We start from the raw sequence: 16,575 nt of genomic DNA, 5'->3' as shown, positions 1-16,575 counted from the left end.
GCCGCCCTCGCTTCTCGCGAGGGCGGCTTTCGTCGGTCCGGGGTCGCCGGGCTCAGTTCTGCGCGGGCAGGATGGCCGGCGGCACGAGGCTCTTGTAGTCCGGGAGGCCGCCGTCGAGGACGGGGACCTGAAGCTTCACACCGGTCTCGTCGGCGTACTGGAAGTACACGTCGTAGTTGCTGCCGGGCAGCGCGTCGAACGGGGTGAGGAAGACGTTGCTGGAGGACGCCTTGCCGGGCGTCGCGCCGATCTTCTTGACCTGGCCGGGCTGGACCGTGACGTAGGCCGCGCTGCCGGAGGAGCCGGAGGTGATGGCCACGCGGTGGCTCTTGCTGTCGGTGTTGACCAGGCTGACCACGAGGTTGCCGACCTTGCCGTCGACGCCGTCGGTGACGATGAAGGCGTTGCGCACGTCGATCTGGCCGACGTTTCCGCTCACGCCGTCGCTGGCGTCGTAGTGCTTCGTGGTGGCCTGCGGTGCGACGAAACCGCATCCGGCTGTGCCGACTGCGACCGCCAGGGCGAGGACGATGGACGCCGCGACGCGAGCTTTCACTGGATGATCCTCCGTATCGTTCCGCTCGACGGCGCGCTGATGCCTTGTCACGAAGCGGTTTTGTGCCGAGTTTACCGCATGCCGACAGGGCGCCCCGGCCCTCCGGGAGCTGCGGGGGCGAACCTTAGCATGTGCCTCGTGTGGTATCCTATTCGTTGCTGAAGGGACAACATATCTATGCTTTTCGAGGTTGGCGAAACCGTCGTTTACCCCCATCACGGTGCTGCAACGATCACCGAAGTCAAGAAAAGAATCATCAAGGGTGAAGAGAAGCTGTACCTCAAGCTCAACGTGACTCAGGGCGACCTGACCATCGAGGTCCCCGCCGAGAACGTGGATCTCGTGGGCGTGCGCGATGTCATCGGCAAGGAGGGCCTCGACCGCGTGTTCGAGGTGCTGCGCGCCCCGTTCACCGAGGAGCCCACCAACTGGTCCCGTCGGTACAAGGCCAACCTGGAGAAGCTGGCGTCGGGCGACGTCATCAAGGTCTCCGAGGTCGTCCGCGACCTGTGGCGCCGCGACCAGGACCGCGGCCTGTCCGCCGGTGAGAAGCGCATGCTGGCCAAGGCCCGGCAGATTCTCATCTCGGAGCTCGCCCTGGCGGAGAAGACCGACGACGAGAAGGCCTCCAGCCTCCTCGACGAGGTGCTCGCCTCCTAGCCTGCGATTCACCCGTCTTCGAAGGGCCCGCGACATGGTGTCGCGGGCCCTTCGGCGTCCGCGGGCCGCTCGCCGCAGGCGGGTAGTCTCGGGAGGGTGAGCAGCCATCCTGGACCGCGCGTCGCGGTCGTCGTCGTCGCAGCGGGCTCGGGCACGCGCCTGGGCGCCGAGGTGCCGAAGGCGTTCGTGGAGCTCGACGGCCGCACCCTGCTGGAGCGTTCGCTGCATGCCGTGCGCGGCATGCGCGCGGCGGCCGAGCCCGTGCTCGTCGTGCCGGCCGATCGCGTGGACGAGGCCGCGGCGCTCGCACTCCGCGTGTTCGGGCATCCCGCCGCGGTCGTGGCGGGAGGTGCCACCCGCCAGCAGTCGGTCGCTGCCGGGCTCGCCGCGATCGGCGACGATGTGGACGTGGTGCTGGTCCACGACGCGGCCCGTGCGCTCACTCCCTCCGCACTCTTCGACGCCGTGGTCGACGCGGTCGTCGAGACGGGCCACGGCGTGATCCCGGGGCTCGCGGTCAGCGACACCATCAAGCGGGTCGCGGGCGACGGCTCCGTTCACGAGACCGTGGACCGCTCCACGCTCGCGGCCGTGCAGACCCCGCAGGGCTTCCCGCGGGAGCAGCTCCTCGCCGCGTACGCCGCTGCGACGACCGACGAGACCGACGATGCGGGACTCGTCGCCGCGGCCGGACATCCCGTGACGGTGGTGCCCGGCGCGACGGAGGCGTTCAAGATCACCACGCCGTGGGACCTGCAGCGCGCGCACGACCTCCTCGCGCCCTCCGGAACGCCACGCATCGGGCTCGGCACCGACACGCACGCGTTCGATCCGGCGGCCGAGTTGTGGCTCGCCGGCCTGCACTGGCCCGACGAGGCGGGGCTGTCCGGCCACAGCGACGGGGACGCGGCGAGCCACGCGATCGTCGACGCCCTGCTCGGGGCGGCCGGCCTCGGCGACATCGGCGGGGTTTTCGGAACGGGCGACCCGCGGTTCGCGGGAGCGCACGGGGAGGTGTTCCTCGCGGAGACGCGCCGCCTCGTGGAGGAGGCCGGCTTCCGGATCGGGAACGTGTCGGTGCAGGTCATCGGGCAGCGGCCGAAGTTCGCGCCGCGGCGGGTGGAGGCCGAACAGCTCCTGTCCGGCATCCTCGGCGCCCCGGTGTCGCTCAGCGCGACGACCACGGACGGGCTCGGCTTCACCGGCCGCGGTGAGGGGATCGCCGTCTTCGCGACCGCTCTGCTGTTCCCGCGCTGACCCGTCGTCTCCCCGCGCGCATGTCGGTGGGGGCGCCTACTCTGTGCCTGACGGATCGGGCAGCGGGCGCGACCGCAGCGCGCAGGGGACGGGACGACATGACGCAGGCAGAGAGCGCGGCCATCGCGCGGACGTACATCGAGGCGGTGGGCGCGCACGACCTGGCGACGGTCGGCGGGCTCCTCTCCGATGAGCTCGCGGCGGTCTTCGCGGGCGGGACGATCGGAAAGCAGGAGTGGATCGCCGCGCTCGACCGGTTGCTGCCTGCGCTGGTGCGCAACGAGGTGCGCGAGGTCTTCGGCGACGGCGACCGCGCCTGCGTCGTCTACGACTTCGTGACGGACACCCCGGCCGGCGCCGTGCCGTGCGTGGAAGTCGTCACGGTGCGCGACGGGCGGATCACCGACATCGAGCTGATCTTCGACCGGGTCGCGTTCGCGCCGGTCAACGAGGCCCTGGCGGCGCGCTGACCTCCTCCACAGGTAGGCGCTCGGACACGGTCGTCCACATCTTCGCCGCGCGCGAAGCGGTCGTTCTCCCCGACCCGTAGGCTTGTGCCGTGACTCTGCGACTCTTCGACACGAAGGCCGGCGCCCTGCGCGACTTCGTCCCCCTGCGCCCCGGCGCGGTGGGCATGTACGTGTGCGGGCCGACGGTGCAGTCGTCGCCGCACATCGGGCACCTCCGGTCGGCGCTGGTCTACGACCAGTTGCGCCGCTGGCTCGCGTATCGCGGGCTGGACGTGACGCTCGTGCGCAACGTCACCGACATCGACGACAAGATCCTCGTCAACGCGCTTGCGGCGCAGTCGCAGGGCGGCTCGGAGGAGTGGTGGGCGCTCGCCTACCGGTTCGAGCTGGAGTTCACGGCCGGCTACACGGCGCTCGGCGTCCAGCCGCCCACCTACGAGCCGCGCGCGACCGCGAGCATCCCGCAGATGCAGGAGCTGATCGCCCGGCTCATCGAGCGCGGGCACGCCTACGTCGCCGAGGACGGCTCGGGCGACGTCTACTTCGACGTGAAGAGCTGGCCGGCCTACGGCGAGCTGACCCGGCAGAGCATCGACAACATGGAGGCCGCGGCCGACGCCGACCCGCGCGCCAAGCGCGACGCGCGCGACTTCGCCCTGTGGAAGGGCCGCAAGAGCGACGAGCCCGACTCGGCGGCCTTCCCGTCGCCGTGGGGAGACGGGCGTCCCGGCTGGCACATCGAGTGCTCCGCGATGTCGCGCCGCTACCTCGGGCCGCAGTTCGACATCCACGGCGGCGGCCTCGACCTGCGCTTCCCGCACCACGAGAACGAGCTCGCCCAGTCGACGGCCGCGGGGGACGCGTTCGCCTCCTACTGGGTGCACAACGGCCTCGTGCACGTCAACGGGCAGAAGATGAGCAAGTCGCTCGGCAACTCGGTCTACGCGGCCGACCTGCTCGGCGCCGCCCGCCCGCTGGTGGTGCGCTACTACCTCGGATCGGCGCACTACCGGTCCACGATCGACTTCCATGACGGCTCGCTCAGCGAGGCGGAGGCAGCACTCGACCGCATCGCCGGATTCTTCGAGCGCGTCGACCGGCGACTCGCCGGCACGCGGTTCGCGGGCAGCGGCGTGGAGGTCGTTCCCGGCGCGTTCGCGGAGGCGATGGACGACGACCTCGCCGTGCCGCAGGCGCTCGCCGTACTGCATGACACCGTTCGTTCAGGAAACGCGGCGCTGGATGCGGAAGACTTGGAGGCGGCCGCGGCCGCGCGCGGCCACGTTCTCGCGATGACCGAGGTGCTCGGCATCAACCCGCTCTCGCCGCACTGGCGCTCCGCCGGTTCGAGCACGGCCGAGCACGCCCTCTCAACCTTGATCGGGCGCCTGCTCGACGACCGCCAGGAGGCGCGCCAGTCGCGCGACTTCGCGGCAGCAGACCGCATCCGCGACGAATTGACCGCCGCGGGAATCAGTATCGAAGACACCCCGTCGGGGTCGCATTGGAGTATCGAAGCATGAAGAACTCAGGTGGCAAGCCCCGCGCGGGGGCCGTGCGCAAGAGCAAGAAGGGCGCCCAGGTCGGCACCGGCGGCCACGGCCGCAAGGCCCTCGAAGGCCGCGGCCCGACCCCGAAGGCCGAGGAGCGTGAATACCACGTCGCCTACAAGAACAAGCAGCTCCGCGAGCGCGCGGCGGCCAAGGCCGAGCTGCGCGGCGGCCGCGACGGCGCCCCCCGCGGCGCGTCCGGCGCCGCCCGCCGCGCGAAGAGCGGCGACGAGAGCGAGATCGTCACCGGCCGCAACTCCGTGCTGGAGGCGCTGCGCGCGGCGATCCCGGCCTCCACTCTTTACATCGCGTCGCGGATCGAGATGGACGACCGGATGAAGGAGATCCTCTCGATCGCCACCGGCCGCTCAATCCCGGTGCTGGAGATCATGCGTCCGGAGCTCGACCGGCTGGCCGGCCGCGACGCCGTGCACCAGGGCGTCGCGCTCAAGGTGCCGCCGTACGAGTACGCCCACCCGGGCGAGCTGCTCGACTACACGCTGCGCAAGGGCCAGACGCCGCTGTTCCTGGCGCTCGACGGGATCACCGACCCGCGCAACCTGGGTGCGATCATCCGCTCGACGGCCGCCTTCGGTGGTCAGGGCGTCATCATCCCGCAGCGCCGCTCGGTCGGCATGACCGCGGCCGCCTGGAAGACCTCCGCCGGCGCCGCTGCGCGCACGCCCGTGGCGATGGCCCCCAACCTGACGCAGACGCTCAAAGAGTTCAAGAAGGCGGGCGTCTTCGTCCTCGGCCTCGACGGCGACGGCGACACCAGCCTCCCCGGCCTGTCCTTCGCCGACCGCCCGGTCGTGATCGTCGTCGGAAGCGAGGGCAAGGGCCTGTCCCGACTGGTGACCGAGACCTGCGATGCCGTCGTGTCGATCCCGATCTCGGCGTCCACGGAGTCGCTCAACGCGGGCATCGCGGCGAGCGTCACCCTCTACGAGATCGCGAAGCTTCGCGCGGAAGCCAAGAAGTAACGATCGAGGGGCACGTTGTTGTCGCTTCCGAGCCCGGAAAGCGACAACAACGTGCCCCTCGGCGTTGGGGGTCAGACTTTGGAGCGCCAGTCGTCCTCGTCGTCGTCCGTGTCCGAGGCGGTGGGGCCGCCGATCACCGGGATGCTGAGCGTCTCGGTGATCGGCGCGACGACGGTGGCCTCGTCGCGACGGTGGCGGAGGATGTCGTTGATGTAGGAGGTCAGCGCCTCCGCGAGGGGGACGTCGCGGCCCTCGGCCTGCGACATGAACCAGCGGTGCTCGAGGAGCTGGTGGAAGACCTCCGCGGGCTCCAGCTTGCCCTTCAGGTCGGTGGGGATGGCGCGGATGACGGGCTCGAAGACGCGCATCAGCCACTCGTGGGCCATCGCCTCCTCATCCAGGCCGCGCTTGCCGAGGGTGGCCGAGTACGAGTCCAGGTCGTTGAGGAGGCGGCGGGCCTGGTTCTCGCCGGTGTCCAGGCCGGTCAGGCGCAACAGACGGCGCGAGTGGTGGCCGGCGTCGACGACCTTCGGCTGGATGCGGACGGTCGTGCCCTCGTCGGAGGTCTTGATCGCCAGCTCCTCGATGTCGAAGCCGAGCTCGTTGAGGCGCTCCACGCGCTGGCTGATCCGCCAGCGCTCGGACGAGGAGAACGACTCGCTGCCGGTCAGCTCCTTCCAGAGCGAACGGTAGGCCGCGACGATGCCGTTCGACACCTTGATCGGGTCGAGCTCCTCGTCGACACGGCCGCCGGCCTCCAGGTCCATCAGCTCGCCGGCGATGTTCACGCGGGCGATCTCCAGGTCGTTCTCGCGCTGCCCGTTCGAGAGGCCGCCGTCGTAGAGCTGGCCGGTCTCGGCGTCCACCAGGTAGGCCGCGAACGCGCCCGCGTCACGACGGAACAGCGTGTTGGAGAGCGAGACGTCGCCCCAGAAGAAGCCGACGATGTGCAGCCGCACCAGCAGCACGGCCAGGGCGTCGACCAGTCGGGTCGCCGTGTCGGGCCGCAGGGTCTGCGAGAACAGCGCGCGGTAGGGGAGCGAGAACTTCAGGTGCCGGGTGACGAGCGCGGCGTTCAGCGCGTCGCCGTCGTCGTCCGTCCGGTTCTTGATGACGGCGACCGGGTCGACGCACGGCACATCCAGGCGCTGGAGGGTGCGCAGCATCTCGTACTCGCGCTGCGCCATCTCCGCGGTCGTCTCCTTGATGGCGATGACGTACCCGGACAGGTTCGCGAACCGGACGAGGTGCCGGCTGATGCCCTTCGGCAGCAGCGCGATGTGGTCGTTCGACCACTGGTCCAGCGGCAGGTTCCAGGGCAGATCGAGCAGATTGGGATCGACGGTCGCCGCGGTGATGTTGACAGAGCCGGCCATGAGGCGCCTTCCAGGAGCGGGTGAGGGCGGAAAGCACTCTGCCGCAGCCCGGGACCGGACTGCGGCAGAGTGAGGATCAGCTGCGACGACCTCAGTCGACGACGGCGCCGCCGAGACGCTCGCCCGACTCCGCGTGGAAGAGGTGGACGTGGCCCGGCTTCGGGGTGATGTAGACGGTGTCGCCCGCGTTCGGGTGAACGCGGCCGTCGACGCGGCCGACGATGTCGGTGCGCTTGCCGTCGACCTCCGAGTGGCCGTAGAGGTAGCCGTCGGCGCCGAGCTCCTCGACGAGGTCGACAGCGACCTTCAGGCCGCCGCTCTCGGCGGTGGAGACGACGACGTCCTCCGGGCGGACACCGATGGTCACGGAGTTGCCGGCGTTCGCGAGGATCTCGCGCTCGATCGGGACGACCGTCGTGCCGAACTTGACGCCGCCGTCGGTGACGTCCGCGGTGAACAGGTTCATGGCGGGGGAGCCGATGAAGCCGGCGACGAAGACGTTCCTCGGCTGCGCGTACAGGTCGCGCGGGGTACCGACCTGCTGGAGCACGCCGTCCTTGAGGACCGCGATGCGGTCGCCCATGGTGAGCGCCTCGGTCTGGTCGTGGGTGACGTAGACCGTGGTGACGCCGAGGCGGCGGGTCAGGGACGCGATCTGGGTGCGGGTCTGCACGCGGAGCTTGGCGTCGAGGTTCGACAGCGGCTCGTCCATGAGGAACACCTGGGGGGAGCGGACGATCGCGCGGCCCATGGCGACGCGCTGACGCTGACCACCGGAGAGCGCCTTCGGCTTGCGGCCGAGGTAGGGCTCCAGGTCGAGCAGCTTGGCGGCCTCGAGGACGCGGGAGGCGCGCTCGTCCTTGCCGACGCCGGCGATCTTGAGCGCGAAGCCCATGTTCTCGGCGACGGTCATGTGCGGGTACAGCGCGTAGTTCTGGAACACCATCGCGATGTCGCGGTCCTTCGGCGGGACGTCGGTGACGTTGCGCTCGCCGATGAAGATGTTGCCGTCGTTGACCTCTTCGAGGCCCGCGAGCATGCGGAGCGAGGTGGACTTTCCGCAGCCGGAGGGGCCGACCAGGACGAGGAACTCCCCGTCCGCGATGTCGAGGTCGAGGGCGTCGACCGCGGGGCGGTTGGAACCCGGATAGAGCCGGGTCGCCTTGTCATACGTGACAGTAGCCATTGTGTTTCGTCTCCTTCACCGGCAGGTACGTGCCGGACGATCCGTTGTGAGGAATAGACGTGGCGTCGACGTCCAGGGGCGTCGATGCCACGACCCCCATAGTAAGGCATCCGAAGCGCTGCTCTTACCACGAGTATCGGGGAGGCCGCCGCGGGCCGGTGTACCGCACTCGGGGGCCAACCCCCAGGTGGCGCTCGGGGCGTGAGCGGGGTATGTCTGGTCTATTCCCAGACTGCCGCAATATGGTCGTCTGGTTGCGTCTGCTCACGCCACACCCGGCGGCACGTCCCCCCGCGCGCCGCACCGCCTACCCCCGAGAGCCGATTCCCCCGAGATATGAGTTCCATGAACGACCCCGACGAGAGCCGCAGCGGCGACGTCCGCGCTGCCGCGCGGGAGAAAGCCCGACAGCTCCGCGCGAGCCAGAACCGCAGGGACCGCAGGAACAAGGCCCTGCTGTCCGGCGGCATCGTGATCGGCGTGATCGCGGTCCTGGCCATCGTCGCGGTGGTCATCATGGGCGCGATCCGTCCCACCGTCCCCGGCCCGAAGAACATGGCGAGCGACGGCGTGGTCGTCGGCTCCGGCCTCAAGGTCAAGACGACCCCGGCGCTCGCGGCCGACGCGAAGCCGATCGCCAGCAAGCCCGACCCGAACGGCAGCTCCGTCGACATCCGGATCTACGCCGACTACCTGTGCAAGCTCTGCGGCGACTTCCAGCGCACGAACCTGAAGCAGCTCCAGCCGCTGGTGAAGGACGGCGCGGTCACGGTGGAGATGCACCCGGTGGCGATCTACACCAGCCACTCCGCGGGCACCCGGTACTCGCTGCGCGCCGCGAACGCCGCGGCCTGCGTCGCGAACTATTCGCCGCGGTCGTTCTGGGCGTTCAACCAGTCGCTGTTCGAGAACCAGCCGGCCGACGGCGGTCCCGGCCTCACCGACGCCCAGCTCAAGAAGCTCGCGGCCGCGGCCGGCGCCTCCCCGTCGGACATCGACTCCTGCGTCGACGACGGCCGGTTCAAGACCTGGGTGGGCTCCGCCAGCGACCGCGCGCTCAGCGGCCCGATCCCGAACTCCCGCGTGAACAAGATGACGAACGCGCTGCTCGTGCTCGTCAACGGCAAGCAGTACACCGGCTCGCTGACGAACGCGGACGACTTCAAGGCGTTCATCCTGCAGGCGCAGGGCGACGAGTACTCGTCGACCTCCACGCCGACGCCGTCGCCGAGCGCGGGGAGCTGAGCAGGCCCCCCGTTCGGCACCAGGGCGCCCGCCGCGCATCCTCTAGGATGGTTCGCGACGGGCGTCCCGTCGTTTTTCCGCCGACTTAGCTCAGCTGGTAGAGCACTCGCCTTGTAAGCGAGCGGTCGCGAGTTCGAACCTCGCAGTCGGCTCCGTTTCACTCCCTCCTTCGCGGTCGCGCGCGGTTCGCCGTGCTTGCCGGTCGTCGTCGCGCGTCCTATTCTGGATGTGCGGAATCCGAACCTGCTGTTCGGATATAGAACACATGATCACGACGATGTGAGGAGCCTCCCCATGCAGTTCCACCACCACGGCTACGTGTCCGGCGACCCGCATGTGCTGCCCGCGGTCGGACCGGCCTGGTCGCCCGAGCTGCCGGAGGTCATGGATGTGCTCGTCGTCGGCTCCGGGCCGGCCGGGATGGTCACCGCAGCGCAGCTCGCGCAGTTCCCCGGCGTCAGCACCCGGCTCGTGGAGCGCCGCGGCGGGCGGCTGGAGATTGGGCAGGCGGACGGCATCCAGGCCCGCAGCGTCGAGACCTTCCAGGCGTTCGGGTTCGCGGAGCGGATCACCGCCGAGGCCTACCGCATCACCGAGATGGCGTTCTGGAAGCCGGACCCGGCCGACCCCACCCGGATCGTCCGGGCCGCGCGGGCGGTCGACGACCCGACCGGGATCAGCGAGTTCCCGCACCTGCTCGTCAACCAGGCGCGCGTGCTCGACTACTTCGCCGAGTTCATGACCAACGGCCCGACGCGGATGCGGCCCGACTACGGCTGGGAGTTCCGCGGCCTGCGCGTCGAGGAGGGCGGCGAGTACCCGGTCGTCGTGACGCTCGCGCGCACCGTGGGTGAGAACACGGGCGAGGAGCGGGTGGTCCGCGCCAAGTACGTGGTCGGCGCCGACGGCGCACGCAGCAAGGTGCGCGAGTCGATCGGCTGCACCCTGGCCGGCGACCAGGCCAATCACGCCTGGGGCGTGATGGACGTGCTCGCCGTCACCGACTTCCCCGACATCCGCACCAAGTGCTCGATCCAGTCGGAGTACGGCAACATCCTGCTCATCCCGCGCGAGGGAGGCCACCTGTTCCGGATGTACGTGGACCTCGGCTCGGTGGCCGACGACGACCACGGCGCGGTGCGCGCCACGAGCATGGAGCAGATCATCGCGAAGGCGAACGAGATCCTGCACCCCTACACGCTCGACGTGCGCAACGTCGCCTGGCACAGCGTGTACGAGGTCGGGCACCGGCTGACCGACCGGTTCGACGACGTCCCGCTCGACGCGCTCGGGTCGCGCACTCCGCGGGTGTTCATCGCGGGCGACGCCTGCCACACGCACAGCGCGAAGGCCGGGCAGGGGATGAACGTCTCCATCCAGGACGGCTTCAACCTCGGCTGGAAGCTCGGCCATGTGCTGCAGGGCCGCAGCCCGGAGTCGCTGCTGGCGACCTATTCGGCGGAGCGGCATGTGGTCGCCAAGAACCTGATCGACTTCGACAAGGAGTGGTCGACGCTGATGGCCACGAAGCCGGAGGACCTGAAGGACCCGTCCGAGCTGGAGGACTTCTACGTGCGCACGGCGGAGTTCCCCGCGGGGTTCCTGACCGAGTACGCGCCGTCGCTGATCGTGGGGGAGCCGGATCACCAGGAGCTCGCGACCGGCTTCCCGATCGGCAAGCGGTTCAAGTCCGCGATCGTGGAGCGGGTCTGCGACGCCAACCCGGTGCACCTCGGGCACCACGCGACGGCGGACGGGCGCTGGCGCATCTACGTGTTCGCCGACGCGGCGGCGGCCGGGGAGGGCGCGCTGGTGCCGGCGTTCGCGGACTGGCTCACGACCTCCGCGCAGTCGCCGCTCGCCGCGACCCCGCGCGATGGCGACGTCGACGCCTGGTTCGACGTGAAGGTCGTCTACCAGCAGGACCACACCGGTGTCGACCTCGGCCGGGTGCCGGGGGCGTTCCTCCCGCGGACCGGGCCGTTCGAGGTGATCGACTACGAGAAGGTGTACGCGACGGCGCCGGGGGACGACGTGTTCGACGTGCGCGGGATCGACCGAGGCGGCGTGATCGTCGTCGTGCGGCCGGATCAGTACGTCGCGGAGGTGCTGCCGCTGGCGAGGTTTGCGGAGCTGGGGGAGTTCTTCGCGCCGATCCTGCGGGTGGAGGCGGCGGAGAAGGCCGCGGCCGTCTGACGCGTGGCCGCCGGCCGGCTCAGCGCAGCTCGGCGGCTCAGCGCAGCTCGTAGCTCAGCGCAGCTCGCCGGCGACGGTCGCCGCCGCCCGGCCGAGCCGCGCGCCGATCGCGGCCACGTCCCGTCCGTTCGCCACGTACACCACCGCAAGCGCGGCGAGCGGCTGGCCGTTCACGACGAGCGGGACCGCCACCGACGCCAGGCCGGGGATGACCTCGTCGTGGCTGGTCGCGAAGCCGCGTCCGCGGGCCTCCATCGCCTCCTCGCGCGGGTGACCGTCGGGCAGCTCGCCCCACTGCGCCTCGGTGAGCACCGACTGGAGGGCGATGCCCGGCGCACCCGTGGTGATCGGGTGCCGGCTGCCCGGCCGTTGCGCGACGGCGGCGTGCGCGTGCGAGGGCTCGATGCTGACCAGCGTGACGACCTCGCCGCGGTCGAGCACGGCGAGGAAGGCGGTCATCCCGAGCTCGTTGGCGACCGCGCCGAGTTCCGGGACGGCCGCGGACTGGAGGTCGCGGGACACGGCGCGGGCGAGGGTCGCCATGCGCGGCCCGAGCAGTGCGGCTCCCGCGGGGTTGCGGACGACGAGGCCGTGGTCCTCCAGCGTGCGGAGGATGCGGTAGACGATCGAGCGGTGCACGCCGAGCGCGGCGGCGAGCTCGGCGATGGTGAGCGGGCGGTCGGCGTCGGCCAGCGCTTCCAGCACGCGGATGCCGCGGGAGAGCGTCTGGGAGTGCGGGGCGGGGGTGCCGACGTCGGTCGCCTCCGGTGCTCCCGCGTCGTCAGGTGTGCTCGCCATGCGCCCATTCTTTCGCATCCCGGACGCCCGGCGGCGACCCAGGGAATCGTCTGTTCAAATCTGACATGAAACCGTATACAATCGGGGAACGCTGAGCCAGATCGGCTCGACTCGACGACGACGTCGCACGAAGGAGCATTCGCAGCATGAGCCTCCCGGATCACACGCCCCCGAGCCCCGTGGCGGAGGCCGCGCTCACTCCGACCGGCAGCTTCGCGGCCGCCACCGACCGGCGGAGGGTGGTCTTCGCCACCGTCGTCGGGACCACCGTCGAGTGGTACGACTTCTTCGTGTATGCGGCCGCGGCCGGGCTGGTCTTCGGAGAGCTGTTCTTCGAGCCGGCGGGGCCGCAGTTCGCGACGATCCTCGCGTTCCTCACGGTCGGTGTCAGCTTCCTGTTCCGGCCGCTCGGCGCCTTCATCGCCGGCCACCTGGGCGACCGGCACGGCAGGCGCCTCGTGCTGATGCTCACGCTCGTGACGATGGGTGTCGCGACAGCGCTCGTCGGTCTGCTGCCCACGTACGCCTCGATCGGGATCGCGGCGCCGGTCCTGCTGATCCTGCTGCGCATCGTGCAGGGCGTCTCCGCCGGCGGCGAGTGGGGTGGCGCCGTGCTGATGGCCGTGGAGCACGCGCCGACCGCACGGCGCGGGCTGTTCGGGGTCTCGCCGCAGATCGGCGTCCCGCTCGGGCTGCTGCTCGCGTCGGGGACGATGGCGCTGATGGCGGTGATCGCGCCGGGCCAGGCCTTCCTCGAGTGGGGCTGGCGGGTGCCGTTCCTGCTGTCGGTCGCACTCATCCTGGTCGGTCAGTACATCCGCCGGAAGGTCGAGGAGAGCCCGGTGTTCCGCGAGATCGCCACGCGCAAGGAGCAGACCAGGACGCCGATCGCGCAGCTGTTCCGCCGGCACCTGCCCCTGGTCGTGATCGCGGCCCTGATCTTCGCCGGCAACAACGCGGTCGGCTACATGACCACCGGCGGCTACATCCAGAACTACGCGACGAACCCGGACGGGCCGCTCGCCCTCGATCGCGGCCCGGTGCTGTGGGCGGTGGCGGGATCGGCCGTGACCTGGCTGCTGTCGACCTGGTTCGCGGGCCGGCTGAGCGACCGGATCGGGCGGCGCAGCACCTACCTCTTGGGCTGGGTGGTGCAGCTCGGCGGCGTGCTCCTGCTGTTCCCGTTGGTCGGCCTCGGGAGCGTCTGGTCGCTCTTCGCGGGCATCGCGGTGCTCACCGTCGGTCTCGGCCTCACCTACGGACCGCAGGCGGCGTACTACGCGGAGCTGTTCCCGGCGTCGATCCGGTTCTCCGGGGTCTCCATCTCGTACGCGATCGGGGCCATCCTCGGCGGCGCGTTCGCTCCGACGATCGCGGCCGCCCTCGTCCAGGCGACGGGGACGACGTTCTCCGTGACGCTCTACCTCGCGGGCATGACCGTCGTCGGGCTCATCGCGACGCTGCTGCTGCGGGACCGTTCCGGCATCCCGCTCGGGCCGGACCACGAGGCCGAGCAGGCGCGCTCGCCGATCGTCGGGACGCGGTGACGGCCGAGGCTCAGCGGACGGCTTCCAGGCTGTCGAGCTCCTCGCGGCTGAGGCGGATGCCCGCAGCGGCGACGTTCTGTTCGAGGTGCGCGAGGTCGCCGGTGCCGGGAATGGCCAAGACGTTCGGGCCTTGGTGGAGGGTCCAGGCGAGCCTGATCTGCGACGGGCTCGCGCCGTGCTTGTGCGCGATGTCCGTCACAACAGGATTCGTCTCCGCGGAGCGTCCGCGCTCCCCGCCCGTCCCGGCCATCGCGAAATACGGCACGAAGGCGATGTCTCGGCGCGTGGTCTCGTCGAGGACGGCCAGTGCCTCCGGGGTGCGCTGGTCCAACCCGAAGCGGTTCTGGACGCTGACGACCGCGGCGATACCGGAGGCCTCCGCCAGTTGCGCTGTCGAGATGTTCGAGAGACCCAGATTGCCGATCAGGCCCTCGGTCTGCAGCTCCGCGAGGGCGCCGAAATGCTCACCGACGGAGCCTGCGCCGAACACCCGCAGATAGACGAGGTCGAGCCGGTCGCGACCGAGTTGGCGCAGGTTCTCCTCGACCTGCCCTCGCAGCTGATCCGGGCGGGCGGGATCGGCCCATTCGCCGGACGCGTTCCGGGCCGGGCCGACCTTCGTGGCGATGACGAGATCGTCCGGCTGGTCGGGGAACGCCGCGTTGATCAACTCGTTCGCCGATCGCAGTGCGGAGAAGTAGAACGCCGCCGTGTCGAAATGGGTGACGCCCAGCTCGCGGGCGCGCCGCAGCACCGCGATGGATTCGGCGCGATCCCGGCTCGGTCCCTGTCCGAACGCCGCGGCGGAGGCAAGCCGCATCGCCCCGAAGCCCATCCGGCTCACGCGCACGGTTCCGAGTCGCCACCCGGAATCCGTCGATTCCTGCACATCGCCACCGACAACCACGTCGTCTCCTCGCCGTCACTCCGGGTGGTCAGTCTCACACATCGCCCGCCGTGCGACGGAGACGGGAAGGGCGAGCGGTCAGGAGTTCACCCGGATGATCTCCTCCTGATACGGCGCCACCACGTCCCCCGAGATGCGCAGGTCCAGCACCAGGAACGGCCGGTCGGCCATCGGGCGCGCCGCCCAGCGGGCCAGCGCCTCCAGGTCCTCGGGCGTCCGCACCACGACGCCCTCCGCGCCGACCGCGGCGCCCAGGCCGGCGAAGTCGACCTCCGGGATGCGCATCGGGCCTTGGGCGAGGCCCTTCAGGCCGTAGAGGTTGACCTCCGCGCCGTAGGCGGCGTCGTTCCAGACCACGCAGAGGCCGCGGCCGCCCGCGACCCGCACCGCGGACTCCAGGTCGGCCAGGGCCATCAGGCCGCCGCCGTCGCCGGTCGTGAGCACGATCGTCGACTCCGGGTGGGCGAGCGCGGCGCCCGCCACGCTCGGGAAGCCGAGGCCGATCGACTGGTAGGCGGTGCCGACCATGATCATCCGGTCCGGGGAGGCCACGGGCCAGTACATGTTCGCCCAGCCGATGAAGTGGCCGCCGTCGGAGACGACGACGCGGTCGGCGGGCAGCAGCTCGCCGATGCGGGCCGCGGCTGTGCGCGGGTCGAGGCGGCCGTCCGCGGCCAAGCCGTCGCCGGCCGGGCGCTCACGGAGTGCCGGGAGGTCGGCCGACTCGCGCCAGCCGGAGGGTGCGGCGCCGAGCGTGCGCAGCTCCTCCAGCAGCGCCTCGGCGACCACGCGGGCGTCGCCGCGCAGGAAGGCGCCGACGTTCGGGTGGGTCGCGGCGGGGGCGACATCCACCTGGATGACGCGCGTGCCGGGCGCGAACAGGTCGCCGAAGCGCATCGTGAACTGGTTGAGGGAGGCGCCGAAGACGACCGCGACGTCGGCCGAGCGGACAGCCTCCATCGCGCCCTCCGCGCCGAAGCCCCCGGTCACGCCGAGGTCGTAGCGGGCGTCGGGGAACACGCCGCGGCCGAGCGCGGTGCCCGCCGTGAGGGCGCCGGTCGCGTCGGCGAGGGCGCCGAGCGCGTCGCCGGCGCCGGCGATCCAGGCGCCGTGGCCGGCGAGCAGGAACGGCCGCTCGGCGCCCGCGAGCGCTGCGGCGGCGTCCACGATCGCGCCGCGCGCGAACGGCCCAGTGGGGGCGAGGGGTGCGGGGAGGGCGGGCGCCGGCGCTTCGGGCACCGGGCCGGCCTCCCGGGTGGCGACGTCGTAGGGGATCGCGAGCACGGTGGGGACGCGATAGGTGAGCGCGTGCTCGACCGCGATGGCCGTGGTCGCCGCGGCGTCGGTGCGGCCGACCGTGTAGGTGCGAGCACCGACCGCGCTGGCCAGCGCGATCTGGTCGACGCCCCATGGGCGCGGGCCGGAGGTCGGCTCGTCGCCGACGACGAGGACGAGCGGGATGTGCGCCTGGCGGGCCTCCGCCAGCGCGGTCAGGGTGTTGGTGAACCCGGCGCCGTAGGTGGCGGTCGCGGCGGCGAGCCTGCCGGACGCGCGGTGGTAGGCGTCGGCGGCGACGACCGCGCCTGCCTCGTGGCGCATGGCGGTGTACGGCACCCGCCCCTGGCGCTCGATGGCGTCGAGGAAGTGGGCGTTGCCGTTGCCCATCACCCCGAAGACCTGGTCGACGTGGCGGGCGAGGGTGGTGGCGACGTGCGCGGAGACGGAGGGCATGACGGTGCCTTTCGAGACGGGAACGGAGATGCGATGATCCGTATGTGTCTCGCGCGCTGCTGTTTCGCCGAGCGCGGCTTCGTGCCCATTTTTCGAGCACCGGGCCGTTGGAC

General features: G+C 71.0%; 14 protein-coding genes and 1 tRNA gene. 9 read left to right on the top strand and 6 right to left on the bottom strand.

Features of this window, described 5'->3' with window-relative positions; translation table 11 throughout:
* Positions 1–52: 52 nt before the first annotated feature.
* Positions 53–556, bottom strand: coding sequence for a hypothetical protein (locus ACFRFH_RS00895; RefSeq protein WP_382461148.1), 504 nt, complete (start codon positions 554–556; stop codon positions 53–55).
* Positions 557–733: 177 nt separating this feature from the next.
* Here ACFRFH_RS00895 and ACFRFH_RS00890 point away from each other — a divergent pair, with 177 nt between their 5' ends.
* The 5 genes from ACFRFH_RS00890 to rlmB all read left to right on the top strand — a co-directional run bounded on the left by ACFRFH_RS00890 (position 734) and on the right by rlmB (position 5,476).
* Positions 734–1,216 carry a CarD family transcriptional regulator gene (locus tag ACFRFH_RS00890; RefSeq protein ID WP_021763858.1) on the top strand — a complete coding sequence of 161 codons (483 nt, stop codon included), beginning with the start codon at positions 734–736 and terminating at the stop codon, positions 1,214–1,216.
* Between the two features lie 96 nt (positions 1,217–1,312).
* Positions 1,313–2,473 (top strand): 2-C-methyl-D-erythritol 4-phosphate cytidylyltransferase, encoded by a 1,161-nt coding sequence (gene ispD / locus ACFRFH_RS00885; protein WP_382461147.1) that lies wholly within the window; start codon positions 1,313–1,315, stop codon positions 2,471–2,473.
* Between the two features lie 98 nt (positions 2,474–2,571).
* Positions 2,572–2,943 (top strand): nuclear transport factor 2 family protein, encoded by a 372-nt coding sequence (locus ACFRFH_RS00880; RefSeq protein WP_382461146.1) that lies wholly within the window; start codon positions 2,572–2,574, stop codon positions 2,941–2,943.
* A gap of 89 nt (positions 2,944–3,032) precedes the next feature.
* Positions 3,033–4,466, top strand: a complete 1,434-nt coding sequence (gene cysS / locus ACFRFH_RS00875) for a cysteine--tRNA ligase (RefSeq protein ID WP_382461145.1) — start codon at positions 3,033–3,035, stop codon at positions 4,464–4,466.
* A complete protein-coding gene (gene rlmB / locus ACFRFH_RS00870; protein WP_382461144.1) occupies positions 4,463–5,476 on the top strand; it encodes a 23S rRNA (guanosine(2251)-2'-O)-methyltransferase RlmB in 1,014 nt (337 codons plus the stop codon). The genes cysS and rlmB overlap by 4 nt, the downstream gene beginning before the upstream one ends.
* Positions 5,477–5,547: 71 nt before the next feature.
* Here the strand turns inward: rlmB and ACFRFH_RS00865 are convergent, their stop codons facing one another.
* Together ACFRFH_RS00865 and ACFRFH_RS00860 are read right to left on the bottom strand one after the other, a co-directional pair.
* On the bottom strand, positions 5,548–6,852 hold the full coding sequence (locus ACFRFH_RS00865; RefSeq protein WP_382461143.1) for a DUF4032 domain-containing protein: 1,305 nt from the start codon (positions 6,850–6,852) through the stop codon (positions 5,548–5,550).
* 91 nt (positions 6,853–6,943) lie between these two features.
* Positions 6,944–8,038, bottom strand: coding sequence for an ABC transporter ATP-binding protein (locus ACFRFH_RS00860; RefSeq protein ID WP_382461142.1), 1,095 nt, complete (start codon positions 8,036–8,038; stop codon positions 6,944–6,946).
* 345 nt (positions 8,039–8,383) lie between these two features.
* Here ACFRFH_RS00860 and ACFRFH_RS00855 point away from each other — a divergent pair, with 345 nt between their 5' ends.
* From ACFRFH_RS00855 to ACFRFH_RS00845, 3 genes are all read left to right on the top strand, one after another.
* On the top strand, positions 8,384–9,283 hold the full coding sequence (locus ACFRFH_RS00855) for a DsbA family protein (RefSeq protein ID WP_382461141.1): 900 nt from the start codon (positions 8,384–8,386) through the stop codon (positions 9,281–9,283).
* Between the two features lie 79 nt (positions 9,284–9,362).
* Positions 9,363–9,435: transfer RNA gene (locus ACFRFH_RS00850), tRNA-Thr, on the top strand.
* 142 nt (positions 9,436–9,577) lie between these two features.
* Positions 9,578–11,479, top strand: coding sequence for an FAD-binding monooxygenase (locus ACFRFH_RS00845; RefSeq protein WP_382461140.1), 1,902 nt, complete (start codon positions 9,578–9,580; stop codon positions 11,477–11,479).
* A gap of 54 nt (positions 11,480–11,533) precedes the next feature.
* On the opposite strand, the gene ACFRFH_RS00840 is transcribed toward ACFRFH_RS00845, so the two are convergent.
* A complete protein-coding gene (locus ACFRFH_RS00840; RefSeq protein ID WP_382461139.1) occupies positions 11,534–12,277 on the bottom strand; it encodes an IclR family transcriptional regulator in 744 nt (247 codons plus the stop codon).
* A gap of 146 nt (positions 12,278–12,423) precedes the next feature.
* Between ACFRFH_RS00840 and ACFRFH_RS00835 the strand changes: the two genes are divergently transcribed.
* Complete coding sequence (locus tag ACFRFH_RS00835; protein ID WP_382461138.1) at positions 12,424–13,824, top strand: MFS transporter; 1,401 nt, start codon at positions 12,424–12,426, stop codon at positions 13,822–13,824.
* A 10-nt stretch (positions 13,825–13,834) separates the two neighbouring features.
* Here the strand turns inward: ACFRFH_RS00835 and ACFRFH_RS00830 are convergent, their stop codons facing one another.
* Together ACFRFH_RS00830 and ACFRFH_RS00825 are read right to left on the bottom strand one after the other, a co-directional pair.
* Positions 13,835–14,659: an aldo/keto reductase gene (locus ACFRFH_RS00830; protein WP_382461137.1), complete on the bottom strand. Its 825-nt coding sequence runs from the start codon at positions 14,657–14,659 to the stop codon at positions 13,835–13,837.
* Positions 14,660–14,809: 150 nt separating this feature from the next.
* A complete protein-coding gene (locus ACFRFH_RS00825) occupies positions 14,810–16,462 on the bottom strand; it encodes a thiamine pyrophosphate-binding protein (RefSeq protein WP_382461136.1) in 1,653 nt (550 codons plus the stop codon).
* Between the last annotated feature and the right edge of the window lie 113 nt (positions 16,463–16,575).

This window comes from Leifsonia sp. NPDC056824 (assembly GCF_042789575.1).
GTDB lineage: Bacteria > Actinomycetota > Actinomycetes > Actinomycetales > Microbacteriaceae > Leifsonia.
The sequence above is the reverse complement of the archived record's forward strand: the minus strand, read 5'-3'. Positions and strand labels throughout refer to the sequence as shown.